Origin of the sequence: Candidatus Foliamicus sp., assembly GCF_965221325.1 — a bacterium.
In the GTDB taxonomy this organism is placed as follows: domain Bacteria; phylum Pseudomonadota; class Gammaproteobacteria; order Steroidobacterales; family Foliamicaceae; genus Foliamicus.
In genome coordinates, this window is record NZ_OZ244880.1 from 903,959 (window position 1) to 928,544 (window position 24,586).

Below are 24,586 nucleotides of genomic sequence, written 5' to 3' on the forward strand. Positions count from 1 at the left end.
CGACAGCGAGGAACCTTAGCCGCGCCTCAGCAATTCTTCCATGACTGCGGCTGCGGTCAGGACCTGCATATCCGCAAAGCGGGCGCCCACGAGTTGCACGCCCACCGGCAGTCCGGCCGGCCCGCGGAGGCCCGGAACGGTAACGCAGGGCAGGTGCAGCGCCGAGAACATGCGATTGAAGGAAGCCTCGCCGTCACCGTTCCTGCGCAGGATGGCTTCGCCCGGCGTTGCAGCCGTGAGCCAGGCATCGTAGCCGGCCAGGCGCTGATCGAACACCGGGCGCAAGGCGCCGATGCCGTCGTAGGCCGCTGCCATGTCGCGCGGCGTGATGCCGCGGTTCACCTCGACTTCCTCGATGATGTCCTCGTGCAGGCCCGCCTTGCCGGCCGCATACTCGGCCAGCAGTGAAATCCGCACCTCGCCGTGCATGATCGCGTCCTGCCATGCGTTCAGCTTGTTCGCGCCCGGGATTTCGCCGACCATCTCGACGCTGTGGCCGCTTGCAGCCAGTTTCTCGGCAGCGGTTTCCACCGCGGAGCGGCTGGCCGGCTCTGCATCGTTCCAGTAGGGCGTGCGATACAACCCGAACTTGAGCCGCTGCCCCGCCTCAGGCGCCTGCCATACGCCCAGCTTCAGGACTTCGGCGGCGCGTGCCAGCAGCGCCACGTCTTCGGCCAGCCAGCCGACCGTGTCGAGGCTGGGCGCGTGCAGCCACAAACCCTGCACGGGCACCCGTCCGTAGGTGGGCTTGAAGCCGCTTACGCCGCAGAACGAGGCCGGCCGGATTATCGAACCGCCGGTCTGCGTGCCTAGCGCCAGCGGCGCCATACCGGCGGCGACGGCGGCGGCGGAACCGGCTGAGGAACCGCCCGGCGTGCGTTCGGGATCGTGCGGATTGGTGGTGGGCGCAGCGCGCCCGATGCCGGCGAATTCGACCGTTTCCGCCTTGCCCAGAAGCACACAGCCGGCCTGTCGCAGCATCCGAACGCAGGCGGCGTCCTGCTCTGCCCGCCGACCCTCGTAGCGCGGCGAATTCCGCTGCGTGGGCAAATCCACCGTGTCGATAACGTCCTTGACCGCAAAAGGCAGCCCATGCAGTGCGCTGCGCGGTCCGCGCAACGCGCGTTCCCGGTCGCGCGCCCGCGCTTCGCCCAGCGCGCGCTCGGCATCGAAAGACGCGAATGCCCGCACGGCTTTTTCGCGCTCCTTGAAACGCGCAATGCAGCGCTCCACCGCCGCTCCGCTGGAAATGTCCCCACGCGCCAGCCGCGCCGCAAGGCTGGTGCTTCCCGTACTAGCGTCTGGATTGCGGTTTATCGCCCGGCTCCCTGAGTTCTCGCATGCGATGCTTAGTCTTGAAGAGCCTCTTGTACGAGAAAGCCGGGGCGAAAGGCAAGCGTCCTCTCCAAGGTTCAACGCACTGAGCGCGCCGCCCGCACGCGGCTTGTGCAATTGCCGGCAGCCGCCCGCGCCGGGTAGCATTGCACCATGCGCCGGTCCACCATCCCGCTTTCCCGCATTTCGATCCACCGCGGCAGCTTTCACTCGAAGCCCGGAATCTGTTGAGGCACGAGGGCTAGCCCTTGGAGGTAAAGGGAGAACAAGACCTCGCGCATGCACGCGAGGCGGTTTGGGAAGCGCTGATCGATCCTGAGGTGCTCGCTGCCTGCGTTCCCGGTTGCCAATCGTTCGAACTGGTAGGCGAGAATCGCTACAAGGCCTTGATGAAGGCCGAAGTGGGCCCGGTCAGCGCCCGGTTCTCGGTGGAAATACGCATCGTGGATCCCGATCCGCCCAAGGCTTACCGGCTGGAAGGCAGCGCCAAGGCGCCGGTCGGATTCGGCCGCGGGGTGGCGGATGTGCAGTTGGCCGAGGATGGCGCCGGCGGCACGAAACTCAGCTACACGGCCCAATTGCAACTGGGCGGCAAGCTGGCGCAAGTGGGTTCGCGCCTGCTGTCAGGCATTACGCACAAGATCGCGGCGCATTTCTTCGCGCGTCTGGCTGAAATACTGGACGGCAGGCATAAGTCCGCGGCGCGGTCTGCGGGGGGTGGCGCTTTGAACCGCTGGTTCGCGCGTCCGGTCCTGCGCTGGCTGGCCTTGGGCCTATTGCTGGCCCTTGCGGCGGCGATCTACCTGCTCAACCGCGCAGCCTGACGCCATCGTGGCCGGCGCGGGTCGCCGAACGCGGTATTATCGGCAGCCGGGGCCGGTCCTCGCCGGTAATCGATAAACGTCAAACAGGGAGGGCGGGAATGGACATCAAGGTTTCGTTCACGCTTAACGGCAAGAGCGTCAGCGCCGACGTCAGCGGCGCAACGCTGCTGGTGGAACTGCTGCGCAATCATTTCGGCTTGACAGGCGCCCATGTGGGCTGCGACACCAGCCAGTGCGGCGCCTGCGTGGTGCATGTTGACGGCAATTCCGTGAAGAGCTGCACCATGCTCGCGGCGCAGGCCGAAGGCTGCGCCATCGACACGATCGAAGGGCTTTCGCGCAACGGCGAATTGCACCCGATGCAGCAGGCCTTCCACGAACATCATGCGCTGCAGTGCGGCTTTTGCACACCCGGCATGATCATGAGCGCCGTGGATCTGCTGAAGCGCAATCCGCGGCCCAGCGAAATGGAGGTGCGCGACTGGCTGGAAGGCAATATGTGCCGCTGCACCGGCTACCACAACATCGTCAAGGCGGTGCGCGCCGCCGCTGGCGCCACGAGCGGGGAGGCGTCATGAGCGGCGCGGTGGGCATAGGCGCATCCGCTCCGCGCACCGAAGACCGGCGCTTCATTACCGGCCGGGGGCGCTACGTCGATGACATCAACCTGCGCGGACAGCACTATGCATGGTTCGTGCGTTCGCCCCATCCGCACGCCGAAGTGCTTGGCATAGACGCCGAAGAGGCGCTGGCAATGCCGGGCGTTGCCGCGGTGTTAACCGGCGCCGACCTGCAGGCCGACGATGTCGGGCCGCTGCCGGTGGCCTGGGGCATCACCAGCATCGACGGCACGCCTGCCGTGGAGCCTGAATTTCCGGCGCTGGCCACCGACCGCGTACGCTACGTGGGTAATCCCGTGGCAGTCGTGATCGCCGACACGCGGGCCAGGGCGCGCGATGCCGCCGAGGCGGTGAACGTGCGCTACGAGGAACTCGATTCGGTCTCCAACGCCGTGGCGGCGCTGGAGGAAGGCGCTCCGCAGATTCACGGAGACGCGCCGGGCAATCTCTGCTTCAACTGGGAATGGCTGCCGTCGGCCATGGCGCCCGACGCCAAGGCCAACACGGAAAACGCTTTCAAGGAAGCGGCGCATGTGGTGTCGCTGGAATTGGTCAACAATCGCCTGGTTCCGAACGCGATGGAGCCGCGGGCTTCGCTGGCGGACTTCAATCCCGGCACCGGGCAGCTCACGCTCTACACCACCAGTCAGAATCCGCATGTGAACCGGCTGCTGATCAGCAGCGCGACTCTGAAGATGCCGGAGCACAAGGTGCGTGTGGTGGCGCCCGATGTGGGCGGTGGCTTCGGCTCGAAGATCTACCACTACGCCGAAGAACTGGTCGTGTGCTGGGCTTCGCGTCGTCTGGGCGTGCCGGTGAAATGGACAGCCGAGCGCAGCGAGTCGTTTCTCGGCGACGCGCAAGGGCGCGATCATTTCACGCGGGTGGAACTGGCGCTGGACGCCGAGGCGCGTTTCACGGCGCTCAGGGTGGACACCGTCGCCAACCTGGGTGGCTGGGTGTCGGCCTTCGGAACGGCCATACCGACGGTGTTTTATGCGCCGCTGCTGGCCGGAGTCTATAAGACCCCCAATGTCTATATCACCGTAAAGGGCGTGTTCACCAATACCACACCCACCGACGCCTATCGCGGTGCAGGGCGCCCGGAGGCCTGCTATGCGATCGAGCGCATCGTGGATGAGGCGGCGGTGCAGTTGGGCATGGAACCCGCCGAAATCCGCCGCCGCAATTTCATTCCGCCGGACGAGTTTCCGTACCAGTCGCCGGTAGGACAGCTTTATGACTCGGGCGACTTCGAGGGGTGTCTGGACCTCGCCATGAAGCTCAATAGCTACGCGGAGTTCGGCGAACGCCGCAAGCAGAGCGAGGCCCGCGGGCGGCTGCGCGGGCGCGGCATGAGTTTTTACATCGAGGCCTGCGGAGCGGCGCCTTCCCAGGCGGCCGGCCAACTCGGCGCGCGCGCGGGGCTCTACGAAGTGGCCACGGTGCGCGTGCATCCCACCGGCAGCGTACAAGTGCTCACCGGCTCCCACAGCCATGGACAGAGCCACGAAACGACCTTTGCGCAGATCGTTGCCGATCGCTTGGGCGTGGACTTCGACAATGTGGAGATCGTGCACGGCGACACGGGCGAGATTCCGTTCGGCATGGGCACCTACGGTTCGCGCTCGCTGGCTGTGGGCGGCACGGCGATGGTAAAGGCCCTCGACAAGGTGATCGAAAAAGGCCGCAAGATCGCCGCGCACCTGCTGGAAGCGGCTGCCGAGGACATAGAGTTCAGCGGCGGCCAATTCCGCGTGGCGGGCGCCGACCGTCAGGTGGCCTTCGGCGACGTGGCGCTGGCTGCCTATGTTCCGCATAACTATCCGCTTGAGGAACTGGAGCCGGGCCTGGAAGAAACCGCCTTCTTCGATCCGGAGAACTTCACGTTTCCGTCCGGGTGCTACATCTGCGAGGTGGAAGTCGATCCCGACACGGGGGTGGTGGAGCTTTGCGATTTTGTGGCAGCGGACGATTTCGGCAACATCATCAATCCCATGGTCGTGGAAGGACAGGTGCATGGCGGCTTGGCCCAGGGCATCGGCCAGGCGCTCATGGAGCACTGCCGCTACACGCCCGAGGGCCAGTTGCTTACGGGCTCGTACATGGACTACTGCATGCCGCGCGCCGACGACCTGCCGCCGTTCGTGGTGGCCACTCGATGCACGCCAACGCCGTTCAATCCCCTCGGCGTGAAGGGCTGCGGCGAGGCCGGGGCAATCGGGGCGCCGCCGGCCGTGATCAACGCCATACTGGATGCGCTGCGCCCCTTGGGCGTGACGCAAATCGACATGCCGGCCACGCCGAACGCCGTATGGCAGGCCATACAGGCCGCCCGGTCGGGCGAGTAGAGGAGGCACAGGGCAATGCGTGAATTCAACTATTACCGCGCCGGCTCGGTGCGCGACGCGGCCAAGCGGCTCACGACCGTCGAGGACGCCATGCTGCTGGCCGGGGGCATGACGCTGCTGCCGGCGCTGAAAATGCGCCTGAACGCTCCCTCGGAGCTGATCGACCTCGCCGGTATCGACGAAATGCACGGCATCCGGCTGAGTCGCAAGGGCGCGCATATCGGCGCCACCACTACCCATGCGGAGGTGGCCGGCAACGTCGAGTTGCGCGCCGCTGTTCCCGTTCTCACCCACGCTGCCGAGTCCATAGGCGACCCCCAGGTCCGCAACCGCGGCACACTGGGCGGCTCGCTGGCCAACAACGATCCCGCGGCCGACTATCCGGCGGTGGCCCTTGGGCTGGACGCCACGGTGATCACCAACAAGCGCAAGGTCCCCGCCGATGATTTCTTTGTCGGCATGTTCGAAACGGCGCTTGGCGAAGGCGAAGTGGTCACCGAGGTGATGTTTCCCATCCCACAGCAGGCAGGCTATGCCAAGTTTCCCAATCCAGCCACCCGCTACGCATTGGTGGGTGTGTGTGTAGCCCAGTTCAAGTCGTCGGTGCGGGTTGCCGTTACCGGAGCGGGACCATCGGTGTATCGCCTGGATGACTTCGAGGCAGCGCTTGCAGAGGACTTCTCGCCCGATGCGCTCGACGGACTAGAGGTGTCGCCCGCCAATCTCAACGACGACATGCACGCCAGCGCCGACTACCGTGCCCACCTGGTGGGCGTGATGGCCCGGCGCGCCGTGCGCATGGCTCTCGATTAGCGCCGCACGACCGGGCGCCCGATTGCGCGAATTCGGTTGTTCCGCTGTATTGGTGGCGCACTGCGGGTCTTCGTCTGTTCCGCCGTGATGTGGAACGCTGAATTCTGGGGCTGACCGTATGGTGAGCGCAGCGCCCGATTCCGCCGCGCAGGCGAGCGCCCTGCTCGCAGTCCAGAATTACTTCGCCAGCCGGCGACTCGCCACAGCCGTTTTTCTGGCGCTCGACCTCAAGCGCCCGCTGTTCCTGGAGGGCGAGGCAGGCGTGGGCAAGACCGAGCTCGCGCGCGCCTTGGCCGCGGCCCTGGGCCGCCGCCTGATCCGCCTGCAGTGTCACGAAGGATTGGACCTGGCAGGCGCCGCCTACGAATGGAATCATGCGCGCCAGATTCTTGCCGTCCGGTTGGCGGAAGCCGGTGGTAGCGAGCGCGTGCAGGAGCTCTCCGATGCGCTCTACTCGCGGGAATTCCTGATCGAGCGGCCGCTGCTTAAGGCACTCGCGCCGCGTCCGGAAGGACCGCCGGTACTGCTGGTGGACGAACTCGACCGGGCCGACGCGCCGTTCGAGGCTTATCTTCTAGAATTCCTGGCCGATTTCCGCATGAGCATTCCGGAACTGGGCGCCGTCGAAGCGGCGAAACCCCCGATCGTGGTGCTGACTTCCAACCGCACCCGCGAGGTACACGATGCCCTCAAGCGCCGCTGCCTCTATTGCTGGGTTGATTATCCTACGCAGGCCGCCGAAGAGCGGATACTTGCCGCGCGCGTGCCCGGCCTGCCCGAGGCACTGCGCGCAAAGGTAGCGCGTTTCGTGCAGGCGCTGCGCCAGGAAGGTCTGTTCAAAGCCCCGGGCGTGTCCGAAACGCTCGACTGGGCCGAAGCACTGATGGCCATGGGCGCGCACGACCTGGACGCCAAGTCCGTCTCCGAAACGCTGGGCGCACTGCTTAAATACCAGGAGGACACCCAGCAGGTGGACGATGCCGCCGTAGCCCGCCTCCTCACCGCCGCGGGCTGAAGTCTCGTGTCGCGGCGGACAATGCGCACCAGGCCCCTATTGAGACCGAAGATCGGCGTTTTTCAACAGAGTGGCTATGCTTCCAAACGTGAGCACGCCCCAGTCAGACCATCTCTCGTCCCGACGTACGGAAACCGATGCAATATCAGGGATAGCGGCGCGCGTGGTGGGGTTTGTGCGGACGCTGCGCGCGGTCGGGGTGCCGCTGGGCGTGGGCAAGACCGCGCTGGCGCTGGAGGCCGCCGAGCGCGTCGATGTGGGCGACCGCGGCGAGTTTGCGGATGCTTTGCGTTCTGTTCTCGTCGCCAGCCAGGCGGAGGGTGTGCTGTTCGACTGCGCGTTTCCCCTGTTCTTCGGCAATACCGATGCGCGGGCGCGACTTGATGGTTTGCGGGCGCAAGGCCTGCGAGCCCTCGGAGAAAGCACGCCGCAACCCGGCGCCTTGCGCTTGCTGCGTGCCATGACTAGCGCTCCGCAGTCGCTCGCCGCGTCCGGCGCGGAATCGGTTGCCGTAGGCGCTGCCTACTCGCCACGGGAATCGCTTGCGGTCAAGGATTTCGGACAGATGACGCCCGAGGAACAGGCCCAGGCGCGAGAACTGCTGCGCCGCGGCGTGTTTTGTCCCATGCGCCTGGGCAGGCGTTTTCGAGCAGCCGCACATGGCCCCCGCATCGATATGCGGGCCACATTGCGCGGCGGCCTGTCGTCGGGTGGCGAACTTGTGCAATTGCGGCGCAAGGCGCGCCTTCGGGAACCGATGGCGCTGGTGCTGCTGTTCGACGTGTCCGGTTCCATGACGGCATATGCGCGCATGGCTCTGTATTTCGCGCATGCGTTGTGCAGCGCGCGGCGTGGAGTGGAGGCATTCGTTTTCGCCACCCGCCTGACCCGGGTGACCCGCGAATTGCGCGGGCGCGATAGCGACGTGGCGGCGGCTGCAGCGTTGAAGGCCGCGCCCGACTGGCAAGGTGGCACCCGCATCGCCTCCGTCCTCGAACAGTTCAACCGGCTCTGGTCGCGCCGGGTTCTGACCCGCCCGGGCGTCGTGCTGTTGCTCAGCGACGGCCTGGAGCGCGCCGACACGCAAAAATTGCGCTCCGAAGCCGACCGCCTCCGCCGCTCATGCAAGCGCCTCGTGTGGCTCAACCCGCTGCTGGGCTACCCGGACTTCGAACCCCGTGCCCGCGGCGTACGCGCACTACTCCCCGCTGTCCACGAACACCGCTCCGCCCACAACGTAAACAGCCTCCTGAGCCTCGCGGACGCGCTGCAATAGCTCTCGGCCACTTCGGTTAAGGCAGTCGCCGTTCTAATCGGCGAGAACTATCCCCGCCTATTGGAAGGGAGTGACCGACCGTCCACGCAGGAAATCCGCCAATACCTCGGTATCGATCAGGACCGGTGGCGTGGGCAGGCCGTTAGTGTGGGCGCTTCTGGACACTCAGATCGGGACTTCCCGAACCTGGCCTGGCCCGACTGCCTGGATGGCCGCGCGTATTTCCTTCGTTCGATGCTGCACGCGCGGCCATGCCGTTGCCATCAGCACGACGATCGCCAATCGGCTGTCGGCCAGGTTTTGCTGGTGCCGCATGTTCTGATCCGTGGTGACGATGACCTCATATCCGTCCTCTTCGGCTTTTCGGATGAGCTCGCCGTTCTCCAGCAACTCCCAACCCCTCTCCGCAGATCGATCCACGGAATGCTCTGGGAGATGTTGCCGAAGAGGCGCGGGAGTCCCGTGATCGAAGAGGATTTTCACGCTTCGACGGGCGTCCTCAAGGATTCGGTTTCATGTTTGAGTACAGCAGCCACCTGCCACGCCTGTACCTCGGGAAACCACTCAAGAAATTCCTTCACCGTTGCCCCGCTCTCAAGATTCTCAAATAGGGCATACACCGGTACCCGGGTGCCCCTAAATGCCCAATCGCCGCTGATCTTGCGGGGATTGCGTTCCACGGCTGGACAGTTTGACCAGTTCGTCATGGGCTTGCCTTCCTTACCTAATGCTTAGATTGATGTCTTCTGTTCTTTCCGCGACGCGCGCAGCTACTCGGTGGGGTTGTTCAGGCAGGCGGCGTTGAGGTCGGCGCGGGTGGGGCGCGTGGCGGGCGTTTGGCCGGAGATGCTGTCCACGGCGCGGGTGAACAGATTGGGTAGCAGGGCGTCGTCCCATTCGGGGCCGTCCTTGCCGGTGCGCAGGATCACGAGTTCGCGCGAGGGAATCATGTAGAGCCGCTGATCGCCGGCGCCATCGAGGAAGAATACGTCGTCGGCCACGAACGGCTCCGAATGCAGATTGCCCAGGAACTCGATATTCGGGTCGTAGGTACGCAGGGGCTTATGCGATGTTCCCAGCCAGAGCTGCATGCCGTAGTTCTCGTTGGCGGCGGATGGCGTGGTCATTTCGTTCACCCAACCTTCCGGGATGATCTGCTGGCCCGCAAAGCAGCCGTCCTGTAGCAGCATCTGACCGATGTGTGCCCAGTCTTCGATCGCGGTCCACATACAGCAATCGGTATGCGCCATGCCGCCCGGTCGGTCCAGGAACAGCCAGCCGTCACGGAGCCCCAGCGGCGCCCATAGCTTCTGCGCGAGGTAGTCGCCGAAACGCATGCCGACTGCGCGTTCCAGCACGATTCCGGCAACCTGGCTGTTGGGATTGGCATGCGTGAAGGCGGTTCCGGGCGGCGCGTAGATTCCGACGTCCAGATTGGCGGTAACGATGTCCGTGCCCATGGTGCGGGCCAGCCGCGGCGAGCCGGGCCAGAAGGCGAATGTTTCCTGAAGGCCGCCGGCCATATTCAGCAGGTCGCGCAAGGTGATGTCGCGGCGTTCGTCCGTGTCCCACTCCGGCAGGAAATCCGCTGCCGGCTGGTCAACCGACTGCACGTAACCGTCGGCGATGGCGTGGCCCACGAGGATGGAATTGAGCACCTTGGTGAGCGAGTGCGTGCTGAATTCCGAATCGGGGGTGCGCCCATTGAAGTAACTGGCGTGCGCCAGCCGGCCCTTGTAGAGCACCACCAGCGAATCGCTGCGCTGCTGTTGCGCCCACGAGGAAGCCTCCCGGTAGATGTCCGCAGCGATCGGGTTCTCGCCCTCCGCCCACGCTTCCAGCGGCGCGGGCTCGCCCCCTGCCACCCGTTCGTGTGGGTCGTACCAGGCGCGCGCCGGGCTGAGCGGATTGCCGGACAGCGAGATGACATAGCGCTTGGCGTAAATCCCGTACCAGCCAAGCCGCGAAGGCAGGTATATCACCACGCCGATAACAGCGATAACGATCAGGATCCACTTGCCGGTGGCGGCGAGGCCCTTGAGTATGCGCTTGAGCATGTCTTACTCCCGTGTTTTTGGCGGGCGCCGGCTAATTCGGTGTTGCGATTGCGGCGGCGGCCCGTTTCGTGTTGCGGTAACTGGCCATGTCCATGCGCGGCTTCAGAGCAATCCGCGGATGATGGTGTTGGGGATGAAGGATTCGTCGAAGCCCATGCCGCGCGGCGGCGGATAGCCCATCCGCAGCACGATGAGGTCGAGCTTGGGGCTGATCCATACGCGCACCTTGCCGCCGCCGTCCAGGTAGAACAAGTCGTCCACGGCGAACGGTTCGGAGTGATAGTTTGCGAATTCCAGGGGCAGGCCCGGGAAATAAGGCCTCCGCTCGACGTATTCGGCATCGGTCCAGATCTGAAAGCCGTAGTTGGGGTTGGCTTCGGAGCCGGTCAGCATCTTCTCGACCCAGCCTTGCGGCAGCAGTTGTTCGCCATCGGGCAGCCGTCCGTCCCTCATCAGCAGGTGCGCCACGCGCATCCAGTCCGCCGGGGCGGACAGGAAACAGCAGTACGAGATGACATTGCCTTCAATGCCGTCCAGGCGCATCGCACCTCCCTGAGCCCCCATCGGCCGCCACAGTTTTTCGGCCAGGTAATGGGCGAAGTTCCTGCCGGTGGCGCGTTGGAGAATTATCCCAGCCAGTTGGGTGTTGGGATTGTTGTGGGCGAATGCCGTGCCCGGTTCTTCCGCCAGTTCGAAAGACAGCACCGTGGCGTTGACGTCCGATCCTTCCACGATCTGCATGCTCTTGGAGTAGGGCTGTATGCCTTGATCGCTCATGCTGAAGGGCAGTTCCAGCCCCGTCGTGTTGTGCAGCGCCTGACGCACCGTGATCTGGCCGCGCGGCTCGCCTTGCCACTCGGGGATGTATTTTTCGACAGGATCATCCAGGCTGCCGATATCGCCATCGGCCAGCGCGAAACCGGCGAGGATGCCGTGCAGGGTCTTGACCCAGGAATGCGAGCTGATGGGGGAGGCCTCGTGGAAGCCTTGCATGAAAGCCGTGTGGCGGATCTTGCCTCGGTGGTAGACCATGAAGGCCTGAGTTTCCCTCTCCATCGCGTAGCGGGACGCCGCTGCTATTGCTTCGGGCGCGATGGTTGGCGGATCGTCGGAAGCTGTACTGGGGAAAAACGGCTGCGACACGCCGCCTTCGACCAGAATCATGGGGTTGTACCAGGTCTGCGGTTGGCGAAAAGCGGCCGCATCGGGGCGGTCGCGCCAGCGGCGCCAGAAATGAAAGTCTTGCGATTCCACGTCGTTTACCCAGTCCACCCTGGCCTGGATTTCCTCGGGAGTCATCGATGCGTCCGGCTGCGCCTGGCCTTGCAGCACCGCCGCCGCAAACAGCAGCAAAGCCGCAAGCGTAGTGGTTGTCTTGTTCACTTTCTCAGGCAATCTCCGGTTCAAAGCAGGCCCGCCAGGAGCACGTTGGGCAGGCGGGCGTCGTCCCAGTCGGTGGCGATCGCGCCGGTGCGCACGATCACCATGTCGGCGCTCGGGACGATATACACCCGCTGGCCCCCGAAACCGTCGAAGAAGACAAGGTCATCGGCGACAAACGGCTCGGAATGGTAAACGCGCAGCGATGACTTGGAGTTGTAGCGGCGCATTTCCACATACTCGTTGCCCAGCCAGGTGAGGTAGCCGTGATTGGGATTGGTGGGGGCGGGCGTCTGGATCTGCGCGATCCATTCTTCCGGCACGATGCGCACACCGTTCGCCATGCCTTTATTCAGGTGCAGCAAGCCCAGGCGCAGCCAGCCGCGGGCCGTGACGTCCAGGCAGCAGTAGCTGCGGGCCATGCCGCCCGCGCGGTCCATCTGTACCCAAGCGCTGCCTGCCTTGAGGGGTGTCCACAATGCCTTGGCAAAGTACTCTGTATACGGTGTGGCGGTGGCGTTCTCGATCACCAGACCCAGAACAAGGGGGTTGATGCTGTTGTACTCGAAGGTCGTAAGCGGCGGTTCCATGGCCTGCTGCCGCAGCGTGACCGGTCGCATGTCCTGACCGATCAGAAGCCCCATAATGGGCACGAGGCTGCTGAAGGTAAAGCTCGGAAAATCAATGCCGCTGCTTTGCCACAAGAGGTGCCGCAGCGTAATTTCCGCCCGGTCGCCGTCTCGCCATTCGGGCAGATAGCGGCTTACCGGGTCGTCCACCGAGGCGATATGGCCTTCGGCGATAGCAATGCCAAGCAGCAAGGCCACCACCGATTTGTGCATGGATTGCGTCGAGGTGATCGTGCTCGGGCTGGCGCCTTCGTAGTAGTGCTCGAGCTGCAGGCGGCCGCCGCGCCATACCAGCAGCGCATCCGATCCGCTTGCGGCGCCGTAGGCCAGCGCCGCCTCCAGGCTGTCCGCCGTGAGGCTGCGCTCTTCCAGGCCGGCCGTGGGCAGCGGCTGTTCAGGTGCGCCTTCGACCCATTGCATATGCCCCGGCCGCTTGTCCGCGAACAGGCCGAAAAAGCGCGCGGTTTCCGTCGGTTTGGCCACCAGGAACCCGAGCGCCGCAAGCGTCAGCAGGCCCACTATCGAACCTGCCGTCCAGGCCAGCGCCAAGCCCAATGCGCGCAGCAATTTCTTCATTGACGATGTCTCGCGTTCCGCTTCCGATGCCAATCATAGCCGCCACTCGCAGCAGACACCGCTTGGGCCTGCGCTCTTGAGCTCCAACGCATCCTTGCGCCTGGTCTGGCAGGCAGCAAGGCCCTCACGCCCTGCTGCCGCACACCGCAGCGCTGCGCCGGGCTAGAATTCCCGGGAAATTCCAAGGCGCACGAGACCATGGCCCGTCAGTCCTACGCGAACGACCCCGACGCCCTGCGCGCGCTGGTGCGGTCGGACGCGATTCACCGCGATCTCTACATTTCCCAGGAGCTATACGAGCTGGAGCAGGAACGGCTATGGCGCAAGGCCTGGATTTACATGGGCCATGACAGCCAGGTGCCCGAGCCCGGTGATTTCTACACCGCCGATATCGCCGGGTCGCCCCTGGTCATGCTGCGCGGCGCCGATGGCGAGGTGCGCGTGCTGCTGAACCGCTGTGCGCACAAGGGTACGCGCGTGGTCAGTGCCGTGCAGGGCAATTGCGGGCGGATGCTGCGTTGCCCGTACCACGGCTGGACATATCGACTCGACGGCAGCTTGCGGGCAGTGCCGTTGAAGGGAGGCTACGACGGAACCTGCATCGCCGCCACACCCCATTGGCGGGGGCTGTCGCCGGCGCCCAAGGTGGCCAACTACCGGGGCTTCGTGTTTGTGCGCCTGAGCAGCGAGGGCCCCGACTTTCACGACTATTTCGGCGAATCCCTGAGTTCGATAGACAACATGGCGGACCGCTCGCCCGAGGGACGGCTGGAGGTTGCCGGTGGCGTGCTGCGCTACGACCACGACTGCAACTGGAAGATGTTCGTCGAGAACCTCAACGACGCCATGCATCCGATGGTGACGCACCAGTCATCGGCCGGCGTGGCCAAGCGGCTTTGGGAGGAGGAGGGGGACGACGGAGTACCGCCGATGGTGGTGCAGCAGTTCGCGCCGTTCGTCAACGACTACAAGTTTTTCGACGACATGGGCGTGAAAATCTACGAAAACGGCCATTCCTATACGGGCGTGAAGTTCTCGATTCACTCCAAGTACTCGTCGGTGCCGGAGTATGACCAGCGCATGATCGAAGCCTACGGTGAGGAGCGGGCGCAGGCGATCTTGGGCGAGAACCGCCACAACACGGTGTATTTCCCCAGCCTCACAATCAAGGGCGCGATCCAGGCGATTCGCGTGGCGCGCCCGCTGGCGGCCAACAGGACGGTGCTGGAAAGCTGGACCTTCCGGCTGGCCGGCGCGCCCGAGGAGCTGCTCAAGCGCACGATGACCTATTCGCGGCTGATCAACGCGCCTACTTCGGTGGTCGGGCACGACGACCTGCATTGCTACAGCGAGATTCAGAAGGGCCTGCACGCAGAGGGCAACGAGTGGGTGAGCCTGCACCGCAACTACGATGCCGCCGAGCAGGACAGCATTGCCGGCGTTTATGGCGGCACCAGCGAAGTGTCCATGCGCGGCCAGTTCCGCGCCTGGCTCAAGTACATGCTCCCCACCAACGAGACCACTGCGTGATCCCGGCAGCCCCTTTTTCCAGCGGCCTCAACATCCGCCACCCGCGCCTCACGGCGCTGGCTAGAGGCGGCGATGCTACCTCCTCTCGGAACCTTCGGCGGCAAGGATGCCGCCGCAGAGCCCACAAGGATGTGCTTGCCGGCGTGTTCCGGAAGGAGGGAGCATTGCCGGCGAGGGTATGCCGCAAACACGCTGGCGCAGGAGCAGGAGCAGGAGCAGGAGCATGAGCAAGGCGTCCGCCAAGCCCCCCGGCAAGGGAGCGCTGGCCAGGTTCGTTTACCGCGAGGCGCGCCTGATCGACGAGAAGCGGCTTGATGAGTGGTATGCGCTGTACTCCGAAGATGCGCTCTACTGGATGCCGCTGGTGCGCGGCCAAACCGATCCGCACAGCCACACATCGCTGTTCTGCGAAGACAAGTTTCTGCTCAGGGTGCGAATAGAACGCCTGAAAAGCCCGCTTTCGCATTCGCAGCAGCAGCCGAGCTTCTGTCAGCATGTTCTGCAGCGCCCCGAAGTTGTCCGGCGCGATGATTCGAAGCGGGAATACTCGACGCGCACGCCGTTCGTCTATCTCGAAACCCGCCTGGACGAGCAATTCGTGCTTGGCGGCGTGGCGCATCACGATCTGCGCTGGCGCAATAGCCGCCTGGAGATTGCCGTCAAGCGCATCGAATTGCTCAATCGCGACGCAGCGCTGCCGTCCATACAAATGCTTCTGTGAGCAACGCGGCTCAGGGCACCGTGGCACGGGCGCTGGAGCTGGCGGCTGGCCGGCACGCGGAAAGCCCCTTCCTGCGCATTACCACCGATACCGCCGATCGCAGCGGGATCGCGCCCGGCGATATCAGTTACGGCGACGCCTGGCGGCGCGTGGACGCCTTGGCCGAACGCTTGCGGCCGCTGGCGCAACAGCAGGGCCAGGCGACCCGGCGCGTGGCCCTGCTGCTGGAAAACCGCCCGGACATGTTCCTGCACTGGCTGGCGCTGAATGCGCTGGGCGTTTCGGTGGCGCCGCTGAATCCGGCCTGGCGTTCCGCGGAGCTTGCCTACGCGCTGACGCACAGCGAAGCATGCCTCGTGATTGCCTTGCCCGAGAGGACGGAAGAGTTGCGCTCGGTGGCCCGCCAGGCCGGACTGGATGTGCCCGTATGCGCGCCCGGTGAGGATGTTCCAGAGCTGCGATCGCCGCCCATTCAGGTCAAGGCGCCCGAGAATGACGCCGAACGCGAGTGCGCGCTGCTTTACACCTCCGGCACCACTGGGCAGCCGAAGGGCTGTATGCTCAGCAACCGGTATTTCACGACGATCGGCGCCTGGTACGCCGCGCTCGGTGATCTCTGCGCGCTGGATGCGGGCCGCGATTGCCTGATTACGCCTCTGCCCATGCACCACATGAACGCGCTGGCCTGTTCGACCATGGCGATGCTGCAGACCGGCGGCTGCATCGCGCCGCTGGACCGCTTTCATCCGAGCAGTTGGTGGTGCGAAGTGCGCGAATCGCGTGCCACTATCGTGCACTACCTCGGCGTAATGCCGGCAATTCTGCTCAAGCTGCCCGCAGAAGCCGCCGAGCGCGCGCATCGTCTGCGTTTCGGATTCGGGGCCGGCGTCGGCAGCCGTCAGCACGCACCGTTCGAGGAGCGCTTCGGCTTTCCGCTGATTGAAGCCTGGGCCATGACCGAGACGGGCGCAGGGGCGGCCATCATCGCCAACCGCGAGCCGCGCAAACGCGGCAGCGCCTGTTTCGGCAGACCGGGTCCGCAGTTGAAGACACGTATCGTGGCCGCCGACGGTCGCGAAGCCGGCCTGGATGAGCCGGGAGAGCTCTGGGTGCGGCAGGCGGGAGACAACCCGCGATTGGGGTTTTTCTCCGGGTACTTCAAGGATGCGCAAGCCACCGAACGCGCCTGGAAGGACGGCTGGTTTCAGACCGGCGATATTGTGGCCCGCGACGCCGACGGCGACCTGCATTTCATCGACCGGCGGAGCAACCTGATTCGCCGCAGCGGCGAGAACATCTCTGCTGCCGAGGTCGAGGGAGTGTTGGCCGAACACGCTGCTGTGGCCGAAGTGGCGGTGGCGGCGGCGCCGGACGAAGTGCGCGGCGACGAGGTGTTCGCCTGTGTGCGTGTTGCCGGCGCGGCGCAAGGCGCTGACTCGGAACCCGCGGCACTGGCCCGCGACCTGACGCGGCATTGCCTCGAAAGGTTGGCCTATTTCAAGGCGCCCGGTTTTGTGGCGCTGGTGGACGAACTGCCGCACACGGCCACGCAAAAGATCGACCGCGCGGGCTTGAAGGCGCTGGCGTTGGATTTGTTCGAGCGCGGCGCCTGCGTGGATACGCGCAGCATGAAACGCGCCCTGCCTTCGCGGGCGGCATGAGCCGCCAGAGCTACGAAGGCGTTGCCGTGGGCGCGCCGGTCACCGTGCCTTACGCGCGCTACTCCACGCGCGATGCGCATTCGTGGATCGCCAGGGCCCTGGCCGGGCTGTTGCGCGACACGGGGCTCAAGAAAGACCAGATCGACGGCCTCGGCGTGTCGAGTTTCACGCTGGCGCCGGACACTGCCGTGGGCCTGACGCAGCACCTTGGCATGTCCCTGCGTTGGCTGGACCATGTGCCCATGGGCGGCGCTTCCGGGGTGGTGTGTCTGCGGCGCGCGGCGCGTGCAGTGCAGGCCGGCGACGCCGAAATAGTGGCCTGCATCGCCGGCGACACCAACCAGGTGGACACTTTTCGGCGCACGCTATCGACCTTCAGCCGCTTCGCCGTGGACGCCGTATATCCCTATGGCTCCGGCGGAGCCAACGCCAGCTTCGCGTTCATCACCGACTGGTGGATGCGGCAATACGGATTGCGTCGCGAGGACTTCGGCAAACTGTGCTTGGCGCAGCGGCGCAACGCCGGACACAACCCCTGCGCACTGCTGCGCCAGCCGCTCACGCTGGAGGACTACCTGCATGCGCGGGTCATCGCCGAACCGCTGCGCCTGTTCGATTGCGTCATGCCCTGCGCCGGGGCCGACGCATTTCTGGTCACCACCGCGGACCGGGCCCGCGCGCTGGGGCTGGAGCACGTCCGGCTGCTGGGCGCCATCGAGCGCCACAACGCCTATCCACGCGACCCCGTCCAAGCTCGCGGCGGCTGGACGCTGGACGCGGCCGAGTTATGGCGGCAGGCGAACTGCGGGCCGTCCGACATGGATTTCTTCCAGGCTTACGACGACTATCCCGTGATTACGCTGATGCAGATCGAAGGCATGGGGTTCTGCGTGCCGGGGGAAGGCGCCGCCTTTATCCGCGCGCACGAATTTGCCTTCGACGGCGACTGTCCCTTGAATACCGGCGGCGGACAGTTGTCGATGGGCCAGGCTGGCGCCGCCGGCGGTTTTCTGGGGCTGGTGGAGGCGCTGCGCCAATTGCTGCGCCACCCGCTGGGCAAACAGGTTGCGAATGCGCGGCGCGGCGCTGTTTCAGGATTCGGCATGATCAACTACGACCGTGGCTTGTGCAGCGCGGCTGCCGTGTTGGCGCGCCCATGACATCATCCATGCAAGGCAAGACCCGTCTCAAGAACCCGATTCTGCGCACGCGGCAGCCGCTTACGCCGCCGCTGCCGCGCAGCCGGGCAGCGCTGGGGTTGACGGCGCGGGCCGCAGAAGGCCAGTTTGCCTTGCAGCGCTGCGAGGAGTGCGGACGCTTTCAGTATCCGCCGGCTGATTGCTGCGCCGAGTGCCTTTCGGGCGCGCTATCGTGGCAGCCGGCCTCCGGGCGCGGCGAGCTGTTGGCGCATACCATGCTGCATCACAGCAACGATCCGTTCTACCGCGAACGCCTTCCCTGGCGGCTGGGATTGACGCGCCTGGAAGAGGGTCCGGTTGCAGTCGTGCATCTGCATCAAGGCTGTCCGCCGCCACCCGCCATGGTGCGGGTTACGGCTAAACTCGACAAGGCCGGGCAAGGCGCGCTGGTGGCGCTGCCCGCTCAGCATAGCGACGACATGCAAACAGACCCGCGCCACAACGAGTTTTCCTGCAACCCGCAACACCGCAAGGTGCTGGTTACCGACGGCAAGAGCCGCGTGGGTCAGGCACTGGTGAGCGCCCTGGCAGAGGCCGGAGCGGCTGTTATCTGGGTGGGGCAGGCGGAACCCTGGAAAAAATATCCGGGCCAGGAGGAGGTCGAAAAGCTGGATCAGGTCAGCGTGGTGCCGCTGGACTTGACCGACGAGCGCGGTGTGCAACGCATGGCCGGAGAAATCGGTGGGCGCGTCGATATTCTTATCAACAATGCCGAAGTGCATCGCAGCGAGGGCATTGCAACCCGCGCCGGTGCGGAGCTCGCGCGCCGCGAGATGGAAGTCAATTACCTGGGTCTTTTGCGGCTGGCCCAGGCGTTCGGGCCGCTGATGCGCGCGCGGGCGGCCGACGGCGACGCTTCGGCCACCGCCTGGGTGAATGTCCTGAGCGTCTATGCGCTGAGCAACTATCCTCCGCAAGGCACCTACTCGGCCTCCAAAGCTGCGGCGCTCTCGCTGGCGCAGTGTTTGCGCGCCGAAATGCAGCCCGCCGGCATTCGGGTCATGAACGTGTTTCCCGGGCCCATCGACGAACCCTGGAATCAGACCTTGCCGCCGCCCAAGCTGGCGCCGGAACGCCTGGCCCTGGATATCGTTAGCGGCTTGCGCGACGGCGTCGAGGACCTGTTCCCGGGCGCGGTGGCCCAAGACTGGGTGGAGCGCTGGCGCGACAATCCCAAGGTGCTGGAGCGCGAACTGGCAGCCGAGGCGCAGGCGCGGTGAGCGGCGGTCGCGTCTGGCTCACCGGAGGCAGTTCCGGCATCGGCGCCTGCATGACGCAAGTGCTCGTCGAGCAGGGCCTCGAAGTGGTGTGTTTTGCGCGCCGCCCGGCGCCGGCGCGCTCGCCGCAGGTCAAGTCGGTGGCCGTGGATCTGACCGACCCGCAAGCCACACGCCAGGCATTCGCCGAAACCGCCGCCAGCGATCCCGCCAATCGCCTCGTGCATAACGCAGGCGTAATCCGGGAACGGCCACTGCCGGAGGTGAGGCAAGATGACATGGAGGCGCTGGCGCAATTGCACATGGGCGCCGCGGTGGCGATGGCACAAGTCAACCTGGAGGCCATGCGCTCGGCCGGCTGGGGGCGGATCGTGCTGGTTTCCAGCCGCGCCGTGGTCGGTTTGGCCAAGCGCACCGCCTACGCTTCCACCAAGGCCGGAATGCTCGGCCTGGCGCGCACCTGGGCCTTGGAACTGGCGCCGCTCAAGGTAACCGCCAACGTGATCCTGCCCGGGCCGATTGCCGATACCGGAATGTTCGACGATGTCGTGCCTCCGGGCAGCGAGCGGGCCACGAAGCTGGCTGCCTCCATTCCTGTCGGGCGGCTAGGGCGGCCCGAAGACGTGGCCCGCGCGGCGTTGTTTTTCCTGGACCGCCGCAGCGGCTTCGTGACCGGGCAAGCGCTGTATGTGTGCGGTGGCACTTCAGTGGGGTCGCTTACCCTGTGAGCGGGGTGCTGGAGGAGCTGCTGGCCGGACTCGCTGCCGGCAAGCTGCGCGTGGTCGATTTGAGCCACACGCTGAGTCCGGACTTTCCGCAGCTAGGCCTGCCTCCCGAAATGGGTCAGGCGCTGCCGTTCCGCAGTGAGGAGATATCGCGCTACGACAGCCGCGGCCCGGCCTGGTACTGGAACAATTTCAGCCTTTGCGAACACACCGGCACGCATTTCGACGCGCCTATTCACTGGATCTCCGGGCGCGAGCTGCCGAACAATTCCGTCGATACGATCCCGCCGCAGCACATGATCGCTCCGGCTTGCGTGGTGGATTGTGTAGCGGACGCCGAGCGCGACGCCGACTTCCTGCTGACGCGCCAACGGCTTGAAGAATGGGAGGCCGAGCATGGCCGCATACCGCCCGGCGCCTGGGTGTTGATGCAAACCGGCTGGGCGCGCCGTGTGGACGATCCCGCGGCGTTTCAGAATTACGACGCTGCCGGGCAACACACGCCCGGCCCTGATGTGGGCTGCGTGCGTTTCCTGGTGGAGCAGCGCGACGTGATGGGTTTCGGCACCGAGACCATAGGCACCGACAGCGGCCAGGCGCAGCGGTTCAAGCCCCCGTATCCCTGCCACTACTACATGCACGGCGCCGGAAAGTACGGTTTGCAATGCCTCAATAACCTCGACCAGTTGCCTGCCACCGGCTCGGTGCTGCTCACCGCCCCTCTGAAACTCGAACAAGGCTCCGGCAGCCCGCTGCGGGCCTTGGCGCTGATCCCCTCGGGCGCATAACGCGCGCAATGCTCGGCGCCTGACGCGGGTATATCACCCGCGCCGGCTGCGGAGTCCAAGACGCCGACGCCCGGCTTGCGGTCGCGCGCAACCGTTGAAGCGGATACGGCATCCAAAGGAGTAGGGAAACGGATTGGTCGTTTCCGGAATCTCGGAGAAATTCACATGAGGAAAGGAAGGATTGCCGGCGCGGCGCTTCTGCTTGCGTTCGCGGCCGGCGCTGCCCAGGCGCACGATCCGGCCGCGGCGCGAGCCGAATGGTTGGGCGAGCGGTTGGAGCTCAGCGGGGAACAGCAAGCGCAGGTGGACACGATTCTTGCCGAAAGCCAGGCCCAGCGTGAAGCCCTTAGGGCTCAAAACCGTGAGGCGCGCGATGCCATGAGGGAGCAACGCAAGGCGCTGCGGGAGCAGTCGAGAGAGCTTGAGAATTCCACGCGCGAACGGCTGGCTGGAGTTCTGACCGAAGAGCAGAACGCGCGGCTGGACGAGATGCGCAAGGACATGAACCAGCGCGCCATCATGCGGCGCGGCGGGCGCGAGGGCATGCGGCGCGGCAACATGCAGCGCCGCTGGCAGCCGGGCCAACTGTATCGCGGCCAAGGCAACAAACAGCAGGCACAAGCCCCGGCCTCCGACGAATAAGTCGGACCTACTCCCCCTCCCCAATAGGCGGGGGCTGAACAGGCCCTTTCACCGGGCCTCTTGCTGGCGCCGGCGCAGCGAATGGAGTTCCTGCGCCGGCGTTTTTTTCAGGCTCCGGCGTACAATCGCCCGATGCCGGAAATCACTCTTCCCGACGGCAGCCGCCGACGCTATGAGCAGGCGCCCAGCGTAGCCGAAGTCGCGGCCGATATCGGCCCTGGTCTGGCTCGCGCGGCGCTGGCCGGCCGCGTGGACGGGCAGTTGGTGGATACCGATTTTCGGATCGCCGACGATGCCGAACTCGCGATTGTCACCGCGCGCGACCCGGACGGCTTGGAGATATTGCGCCATTCCACCGCCCACCTTTTGGCGCAGGCGGTGCAGGACCTTTTCCCGGGCGCCCAGGTCACCATCGGACCGGTAATCGAGGACGGCTTCTACTACGATTTCGCCTACGAGCGGGGATTCACTCCCGAGGACCTGGAGCGGATCGAAGCGCGCATGAAGGAACTTTCGCGCGCCGACCTGCGCGTTTCGCACGAGACCATGGCCCGCGACGACGCCGTGGCCTACTTCCGCTCGATCGGCGAGCGTTACAAGGCCGAAATCATCGCCGGAATTCCCGAGGGAGAACCCATCAAGCTCTATGGTCAGGGCGACTGGAAAGACCTCTGCCGTGGGCCCCACGTACCCTCCACCGGTCATCTCAAGGCATTCAAGCTCACGCGCACCGCCGGAGCCTACTGGCGCGGCGATTCATCCAACGAACAACTGCGGCGGATTTACGGCACTGCCTGGGCGGATTCCAAGGCGCTCAAGGCCCATCTCAAGCGCCTGGAGGAAGCAGCCAAGCGCGACCATCGCCGCATCGGCACGGACCTCGATCTGTTCAGCATTCAGGAGGACGCCGGCGGCGGACTGGTGTTCTGGCATCCCAAGGGGGCCCGCATTCGGCGGGTTATCGAGGATTTCTGGCGCGAGCGCCACGCGCGCGCCGGCTACGAACTGCTGTTCACGCCGCATATTGCGCTGGAGGATCTCTGGGATCGCTCCGGGCACACGGATTTCTACCGCGAGTCGATGTATGCGCCCGTAGAGGACGAGGGACGCGGCTACCAACTACGGCCCATGAATTGCCCGTTTCATATCCTCGTCTATCGCAACCGCTTGCGTTCCCATCGGGAGCTGCCGATGCGCTGGGCGGAACTGGGCACCGTGTACCGGCGCGAAATGTCCGGCGCCCTGCACGGATTGATGCGGGTACGGGGATTTACCCAGGACGACGCCCACGTGTTCTGCACCGAGGATCAGATCGAAGACGAAATCCTGCGCATCCTGGAGCTTGCACTGGAGCTGTTCGGCGCCTTTGGCTTCGAGGAATTCAACACGGTTCTGGCCACCCAGCCGGAAAAAGCCGTGGGGACCGACGCCATCTGGCAGCGCGCCACCGCCGCGCTGGAATCGGCCTTGCGCCAAAAGAACATGGCGTTCGAACTCGATCCGGGTGGCGGCGCGTTCTACGGTCCCAAGATCGATATCAAGATACGTGACGCCATCGGCCGCGAGTGGCAATGCTCTACGGTGCAACTGGACTTCAACCTTCCGGAGCGCTTTGGCCTTGAGTACGTGGCCGCCGACGGCTCGCGCCGCCGGCCCATCATGATCCACCGTGCGCTGCTGGGCTCGCTGGAACGCTTTTTCGGCATTCTCATCGAGCACTATGCCGGCAAGTTTCCGTTTTGGCTGGCCCCTGTTCAAACCGCGGTGCTGGCGATCACGGAGCGCCAGGAAGCCTATGCGCGCGGTGTTTTCGAGGCCTTGCAGGAGGCCGGCCTGCGCGCCGAATGCGACTTGAGAAGCGAGACGATAGGCTATAAAATCCGCGACCACACCTTGCAGGGGGTTCCCTACCTTCTGGTTCTCGGAGACCGCGAGGAACGCGAGGGCAATGTAGCCGTCCGGTCGCTTGCGGCCGGTGATCTAGGCGCCATGCCTTTGGACGATTTCATGGCGAAGGCAACCGCCGAGGGCTTGGGTTCCCCGCGAGGCGCATCCGACAACTAGCTGCCCGGAGGACATCAATATCGCTCAAAAGAAGCGGATTCTTCGCAACGAAGAGATCGAGGCTTACGAGCTTCGAGTGATCGGCGATGATTCCAGACAGATCGGCGTCATGCGCCGCGAGGACGCTTTGCGCACCGCCAAGGAGCGGGGGTTGGACCTCGTGGAAGTGGATCCCAACGCCAAGCCGCCCGTTTGCAAGATACTCGACTACGGCCGCTACGTATTCGAGCAGAACAAGCGGGCGCACGCAGCGAGGAAGCGGCAGAAGCAGATTCAGGTCAAGGAAATCAAGCTGCGTCCGGGCACGGACCGTGGCGACTACGACGTGAAGCTGCGCAACCTGTTGCGGTTCCTGGAGCACGGCGACAAGACGAAGGTAACCTTGCGTTTCCGCGGCCGGGAAATGGTGCATCAGGACCTGGGCGCCAAGTTGCTCGACCGGGTGCGCGAAGACCTGAGCGAGATCGCGCTGGTCGAGCAGGAGCCCAAGCTGGAGGGTCGGCAGTTGACCATGGTGATGGCGCCGCGCAAGCGAAGTTGAGCTGTTAGCGAGAAAAGCACGTTATGCCCAAGCAGAAATCCAATCGCGCCGCGGCCAAGCGTTTTCGGCGGACCGGGGGCGGCGCCTTCAAGCGGGCCCGCTCGCACCTCAGCCACATACTTACGAAGAAGAGCAGCAAGCGCAAACGCAAGCTGGGTTCGCCTGCGGCGGTTTCCAAGGCGGATACAGCGCGCGCCAAGCGCTTGCTGCCATACGCCTAGCCGGCGTTTATCGCAGGAATTTCACAAAGCAGGTTTCCATATGGCCAGGGTGAAACGCGGCGTTACCACGCGCGCCAGGCACAAGAAGATTCTCAAGAAGGCCAAGGGCTACCAGGGCGCCCGCAGCCGCTCGTACCGCGTTGCGCGCCAAGCCGTTACCAAGGCCGGCCAATACGCCTACCGCGACCGGCGCCAGCGCAAGCGCGTATTCCGCGCCCTCTGGATCGCGCGCATCAACGCAGCGGCGCGGCTCAACGGGATGTCGTACAGCCGCTTCATGAGCGGGTTGCGCAAGGCGGGAGTGGAGCTGGACCGCAAGGCACTCGCCGATATCGCCGTACATCATCGGGAGACATTTGCCGACCTGGCGAAGCGGGCCGCCACGTCTTGACCCGCTTTCT

24 protein-coding genes are annotated in these 24,586 nt (G+C 65.1%); 18 read left to right on the forward strand and 6 right to left on the reverse strand.

The annotated features are described in order from the left end of the window. Positions 1 to 15 precede the first annotated feature (15 nt). Positions 16 to 1,233, reverse strand: coding sequence for an amidase (locus tag ACWCOO_RS04130; protein WP_446831693.1), 1,218 nt, complete (start codon positions 1,231 to 1,233; stop codon positions 16 to 18). 350 nt (positions 1,234 to 1,583) lie between these two features. On the opposite strand from ACWCOO_RS04130, the gene ACWCOO_RS04135 reads away from it, so the two are divergent. The 6 genes from ACWCOO_RS04135 (at position 1,584) to ACWCOO_RS04160 (ending at position 8,234) form a co-directional block, all read left to right on the forward strand. Then, the gene (locus ACWCOO_RS04135) at positions 1,584 to 2,159 is read left to right on the forward strand and encodes a CoxG family protein (RefSeq protein WP_446831694.1); all 576 of its coding nucleotides are present in this window, start codon (positions 1,584 to 1,586) and stop codon (positions 2,157 to 2,159) included. Between the two features lie 98 nt (positions 2,160 to 2,257). Continuing rightward, positions 2,258 to 2,737: a (2Fe-2S)-binding protein gene (locus tag ACWCOO_RS04140; protein WP_446831695.1), complete on the forward strand. Its 480-nt coding sequence runs from the start codon at positions 2,258 to 2,260 to the stop codon at positions 2,735 to 2,737. Then, positions 2,734 to 5,130, forward strand: coding sequence for a xanthine dehydrogenase family protein molybdopterin-binding subunit (locus tag ACWCOO_RS04145; protein WP_446831696.1), 2,397 nt, complete (start codon positions 2,734 to 2,736; stop codon positions 5,128 to 5,130). The genes ACWCOO_RS04140 and ACWCOO_RS04145 overlap by 4 nt, the downstream gene beginning before the upstream one ends. A gap of 15 nt (positions 5,131 to 5,145) precedes the next feature. Then, entirely contained in the window at positions 5,146 to 5,943 is a 798-nt protein-coding gene (locus ACWCOO_RS04150) for an FAD binding domain-containing protein (RefSeq protein WP_446831697.1), read from the forward strand. 118 nt (positions 5,944 to 6,061) lie between these two features. After that, positions 6,062 to 6,958: an AAA family ATPase gene (locus ACWCOO_RS04155; RefSeq protein ID WP_446831698.1), complete on the forward strand. Its 897-nt coding sequence runs from the start codon at positions 6,062 to 6,064 to the stop codon at positions 6,956 to 6,958. Between the two features lie 163 nt (positions 6,959 to 7,121). Beyond that, the gene (locus ACWCOO_RS04160; protein WP_446831699.1) at positions 7,122 to 8,234 is read left to right on the forward strand and encodes a vWA domain-containing protein; all 1,113 of its coding nucleotides are present in this window, start codon (positions 7,122 to 7,124) and stop codon (positions 8,232 to 8,234) included. Between the two features lie 165 nt (positions 8,235 to 8,399). On the opposite strand, the gene ACWCOO_RS04165 is transcribed toward ACWCOO_RS04160, so the two are convergent. From ACWCOO_RS04165 to ACWCOO_RS04185, 5 genes are all read right to left on the reverse strand, one after another. Further along, positions 8,400 to 8,654, reverse strand: coding sequence for a hypothetical protein (locus tag ACWCOO_RS04165; RefSeq protein ID WP_446831700.1), 255 nt, complete (start codon positions 8,652 to 8,654; stop codon positions 8,400 to 8,402). 59 nt (positions 8,655 to 8,713) lie between these two features. Then, entirely contained in the window at positions 8,714 to 8,941 is a 228-nt protein-coding gene (locus tag ACWCOO_RS04170) for a DUF433 domain-containing protein (RefSeq protein WP_446831701.1), read from the reverse strand. A gap of 63 nt (positions 8,942 to 9,004) precedes the next feature. Further along, positions 9,005 to 10,291 (reverse strand): serine hydrolase domain-containing protein, encoded by a 1,287-nt coding sequence (locus tag ACWCOO_RS04175; protein WP_446831702.1) that lies wholly within the window; start codon positions 10,289 to 10,291, stop codon positions 9,005 to 9,007. A gap of 102 nt (positions 10,292 to 10,393) precedes the next feature. Next, positions 10,394 to 11,674, reverse strand: a complete 1,281-nt coding sequence (locus ACWCOO_RS04180; protein WP_446831703.1) for a serine hydrolase domain-containing protein — start codon at positions 11,672 to 11,674, stop codon at positions 10,394 to 10,396. A 20-nt stretch (positions 11,675 to 11,694) separates the two neighbouring features. After that, positions 11,695 to 12,876: a serine hydrolase domain-containing protein gene (locus tag ACWCOO_RS04185; RefSeq protein ID WP_446831704.1), complete on the reverse strand. Its 1,182-nt coding sequence runs from the start codon at positions 12,874 to 12,876 to the stop codon at positions 11,695 to 11,697. A gap of 198 nt (positions 12,877 to 13,074) precedes the next feature. Between ACWCOO_RS04185 and ACWCOO_RS04190 the strand changes: the two genes are divergently transcribed. From ACWCOO_RS04190 to rplT, 12 genes are all read left to right on the forward strand, one after another. Then, positions 13,075 to 14,406: an aromatic ring-hydroxylating oxygenase subunit alpha gene (locus ACWCOO_RS04190; RefSeq protein WP_446831705.1), complete on the forward strand. Its 1,332-nt coding sequence runs from the start codon at positions 13,075 to 13,077 to the stop codon at positions 14,404 to 14,406. Positions 14,407 to 14,629: 223 nt separating this feature from the next. Then, positions 14,630 to 15,127: an aromatic-ring-hydroxylating dioxygenase subunit beta gene (locus ACWCOO_RS04195; protein ID WP_446831706.1), complete on the forward strand. Its 498-nt coding sequence runs from the start codon at positions 14,630 to 14,632 to the stop codon at positions 15,125 to 15,127. Next, positions 15,124 to 16,788, forward strand: coding sequence for an AMP-binding protein (locus ACWCOO_RS04200; RefSeq protein ID WP_446831707.1), 1,665 nt, complete (start codon positions 15,124 to 15,126; stop codon positions 16,786 to 16,788). Before ACWCOO_RS04195 ends, ACWCOO_RS04200 begins: the two co-directional genes overlap by 4 nt. Beyond that, the gene (locus ACWCOO_RS04205; protein ID WP_446831708.1) at positions 16,785 to 17,948 is read left to right on the forward strand and encodes a thiolase family protein; all 1,164 of its coding nucleotides are present in this window, start codon (positions 16,785 to 16,787) and stop codon (positions 17,946 to 17,948) included. Before ACWCOO_RS04200 ends, ACWCOO_RS04205 begins: the two co-directional genes overlap by 4 nt. Next, entirely contained in the window at positions 17,945 to 19,207 is a 1,263-nt protein-coding gene (locus tag ACWCOO_RS04210; RefSeq protein ID WP_446831709.1) for an SDR family NAD(P)-dependent oxidoreductase, read from the forward strand. Before ACWCOO_RS04205 ends, ACWCOO_RS04210 begins: the two co-directional genes overlap by 4 nt. Positions 19,208 to 19,257: 50 nt before the next feature. Beyond that, positions 19,258 to 19,932, forward strand: a complete 675-nt coding sequence (locus tag ACWCOO_RS04215) for an SDR family oxidoreductase (protein WP_446831998.1) — start codon at positions 19,258 to 19,260, stop codon at positions 19,930 to 19,932. Next, positions 19,929 to 20,717 (forward strand): cyclase family protein, encoded by a 789-nt coding sequence (locus tag ACWCOO_RS04220; protein WP_446831710.1) that lies wholly within the window; start codon positions 19,929 to 19,931, stop codon positions 20,715 to 20,717. The genes ACWCOO_RS04215 and ACWCOO_RS04220 overlap by 4 nt, the downstream gene beginning before the upstream one ends. A 165-nt stretch (positions 20,718 to 20,882) precedes the next feature. Continuing rightward, positions 20,883 to 21,359, forward strand: coding sequence for a hypothetical protein (locus ACWCOO_RS04225; protein ID WP_446831711.1), 477 nt, complete (start codon positions 20,883 to 20,885; stop codon positions 21,357 to 21,359). A gap of 132 nt (positions 21,360 to 21,491) precedes the next feature. Continuing rightward, entirely contained in the window at positions 21,492 to 23,423 is a 1,932-nt protein-coding gene (gene thrS / locus ACWCOO_RS04230) for a threonine--tRNA ligase (RefSeq protein WP_446831712.1), read from the forward strand. 13 nt (positions 23,424 to 23,436) lie between these two features. Further along, complete coding sequence (infC, locus tag ACWCOO_RS04235; protein ID WP_446831999.1) at positions 23,437 to 23,964, forward strand: translation initiation factor IF-3; 528 nt, start codon at positions 23,437 to 23,439, stop codon at positions 23,962 to 23,964. 23 nt (positions 23,965 to 23,987) lie between these two features. Next, complete coding sequence (rpmI, locus tag ACWCOO_RS04240; RefSeq protein WP_446831713.1) at positions 23,988 to 24,185, forward strand: 50S ribosomal protein L35; 198 nt, start codon at positions 23,988 to 23,990, stop codon at positions 24,183 to 24,185. A 40-nt stretch (positions 24,186 to 24,225) separates the two neighbouring features. Next, positions 24,226 to 24,576, forward strand: coding sequence for a 50S ribosomal protein L20 (gene rplT, locus ACWCOO_RS04245; protein ID WP_446831714.1), 351 nt, complete (start codon positions 24,226 to 24,228; stop codon positions 24,574 to 24,576). Positions 24,577 to 24,586 lie beyond the last annotated feature (10 nt).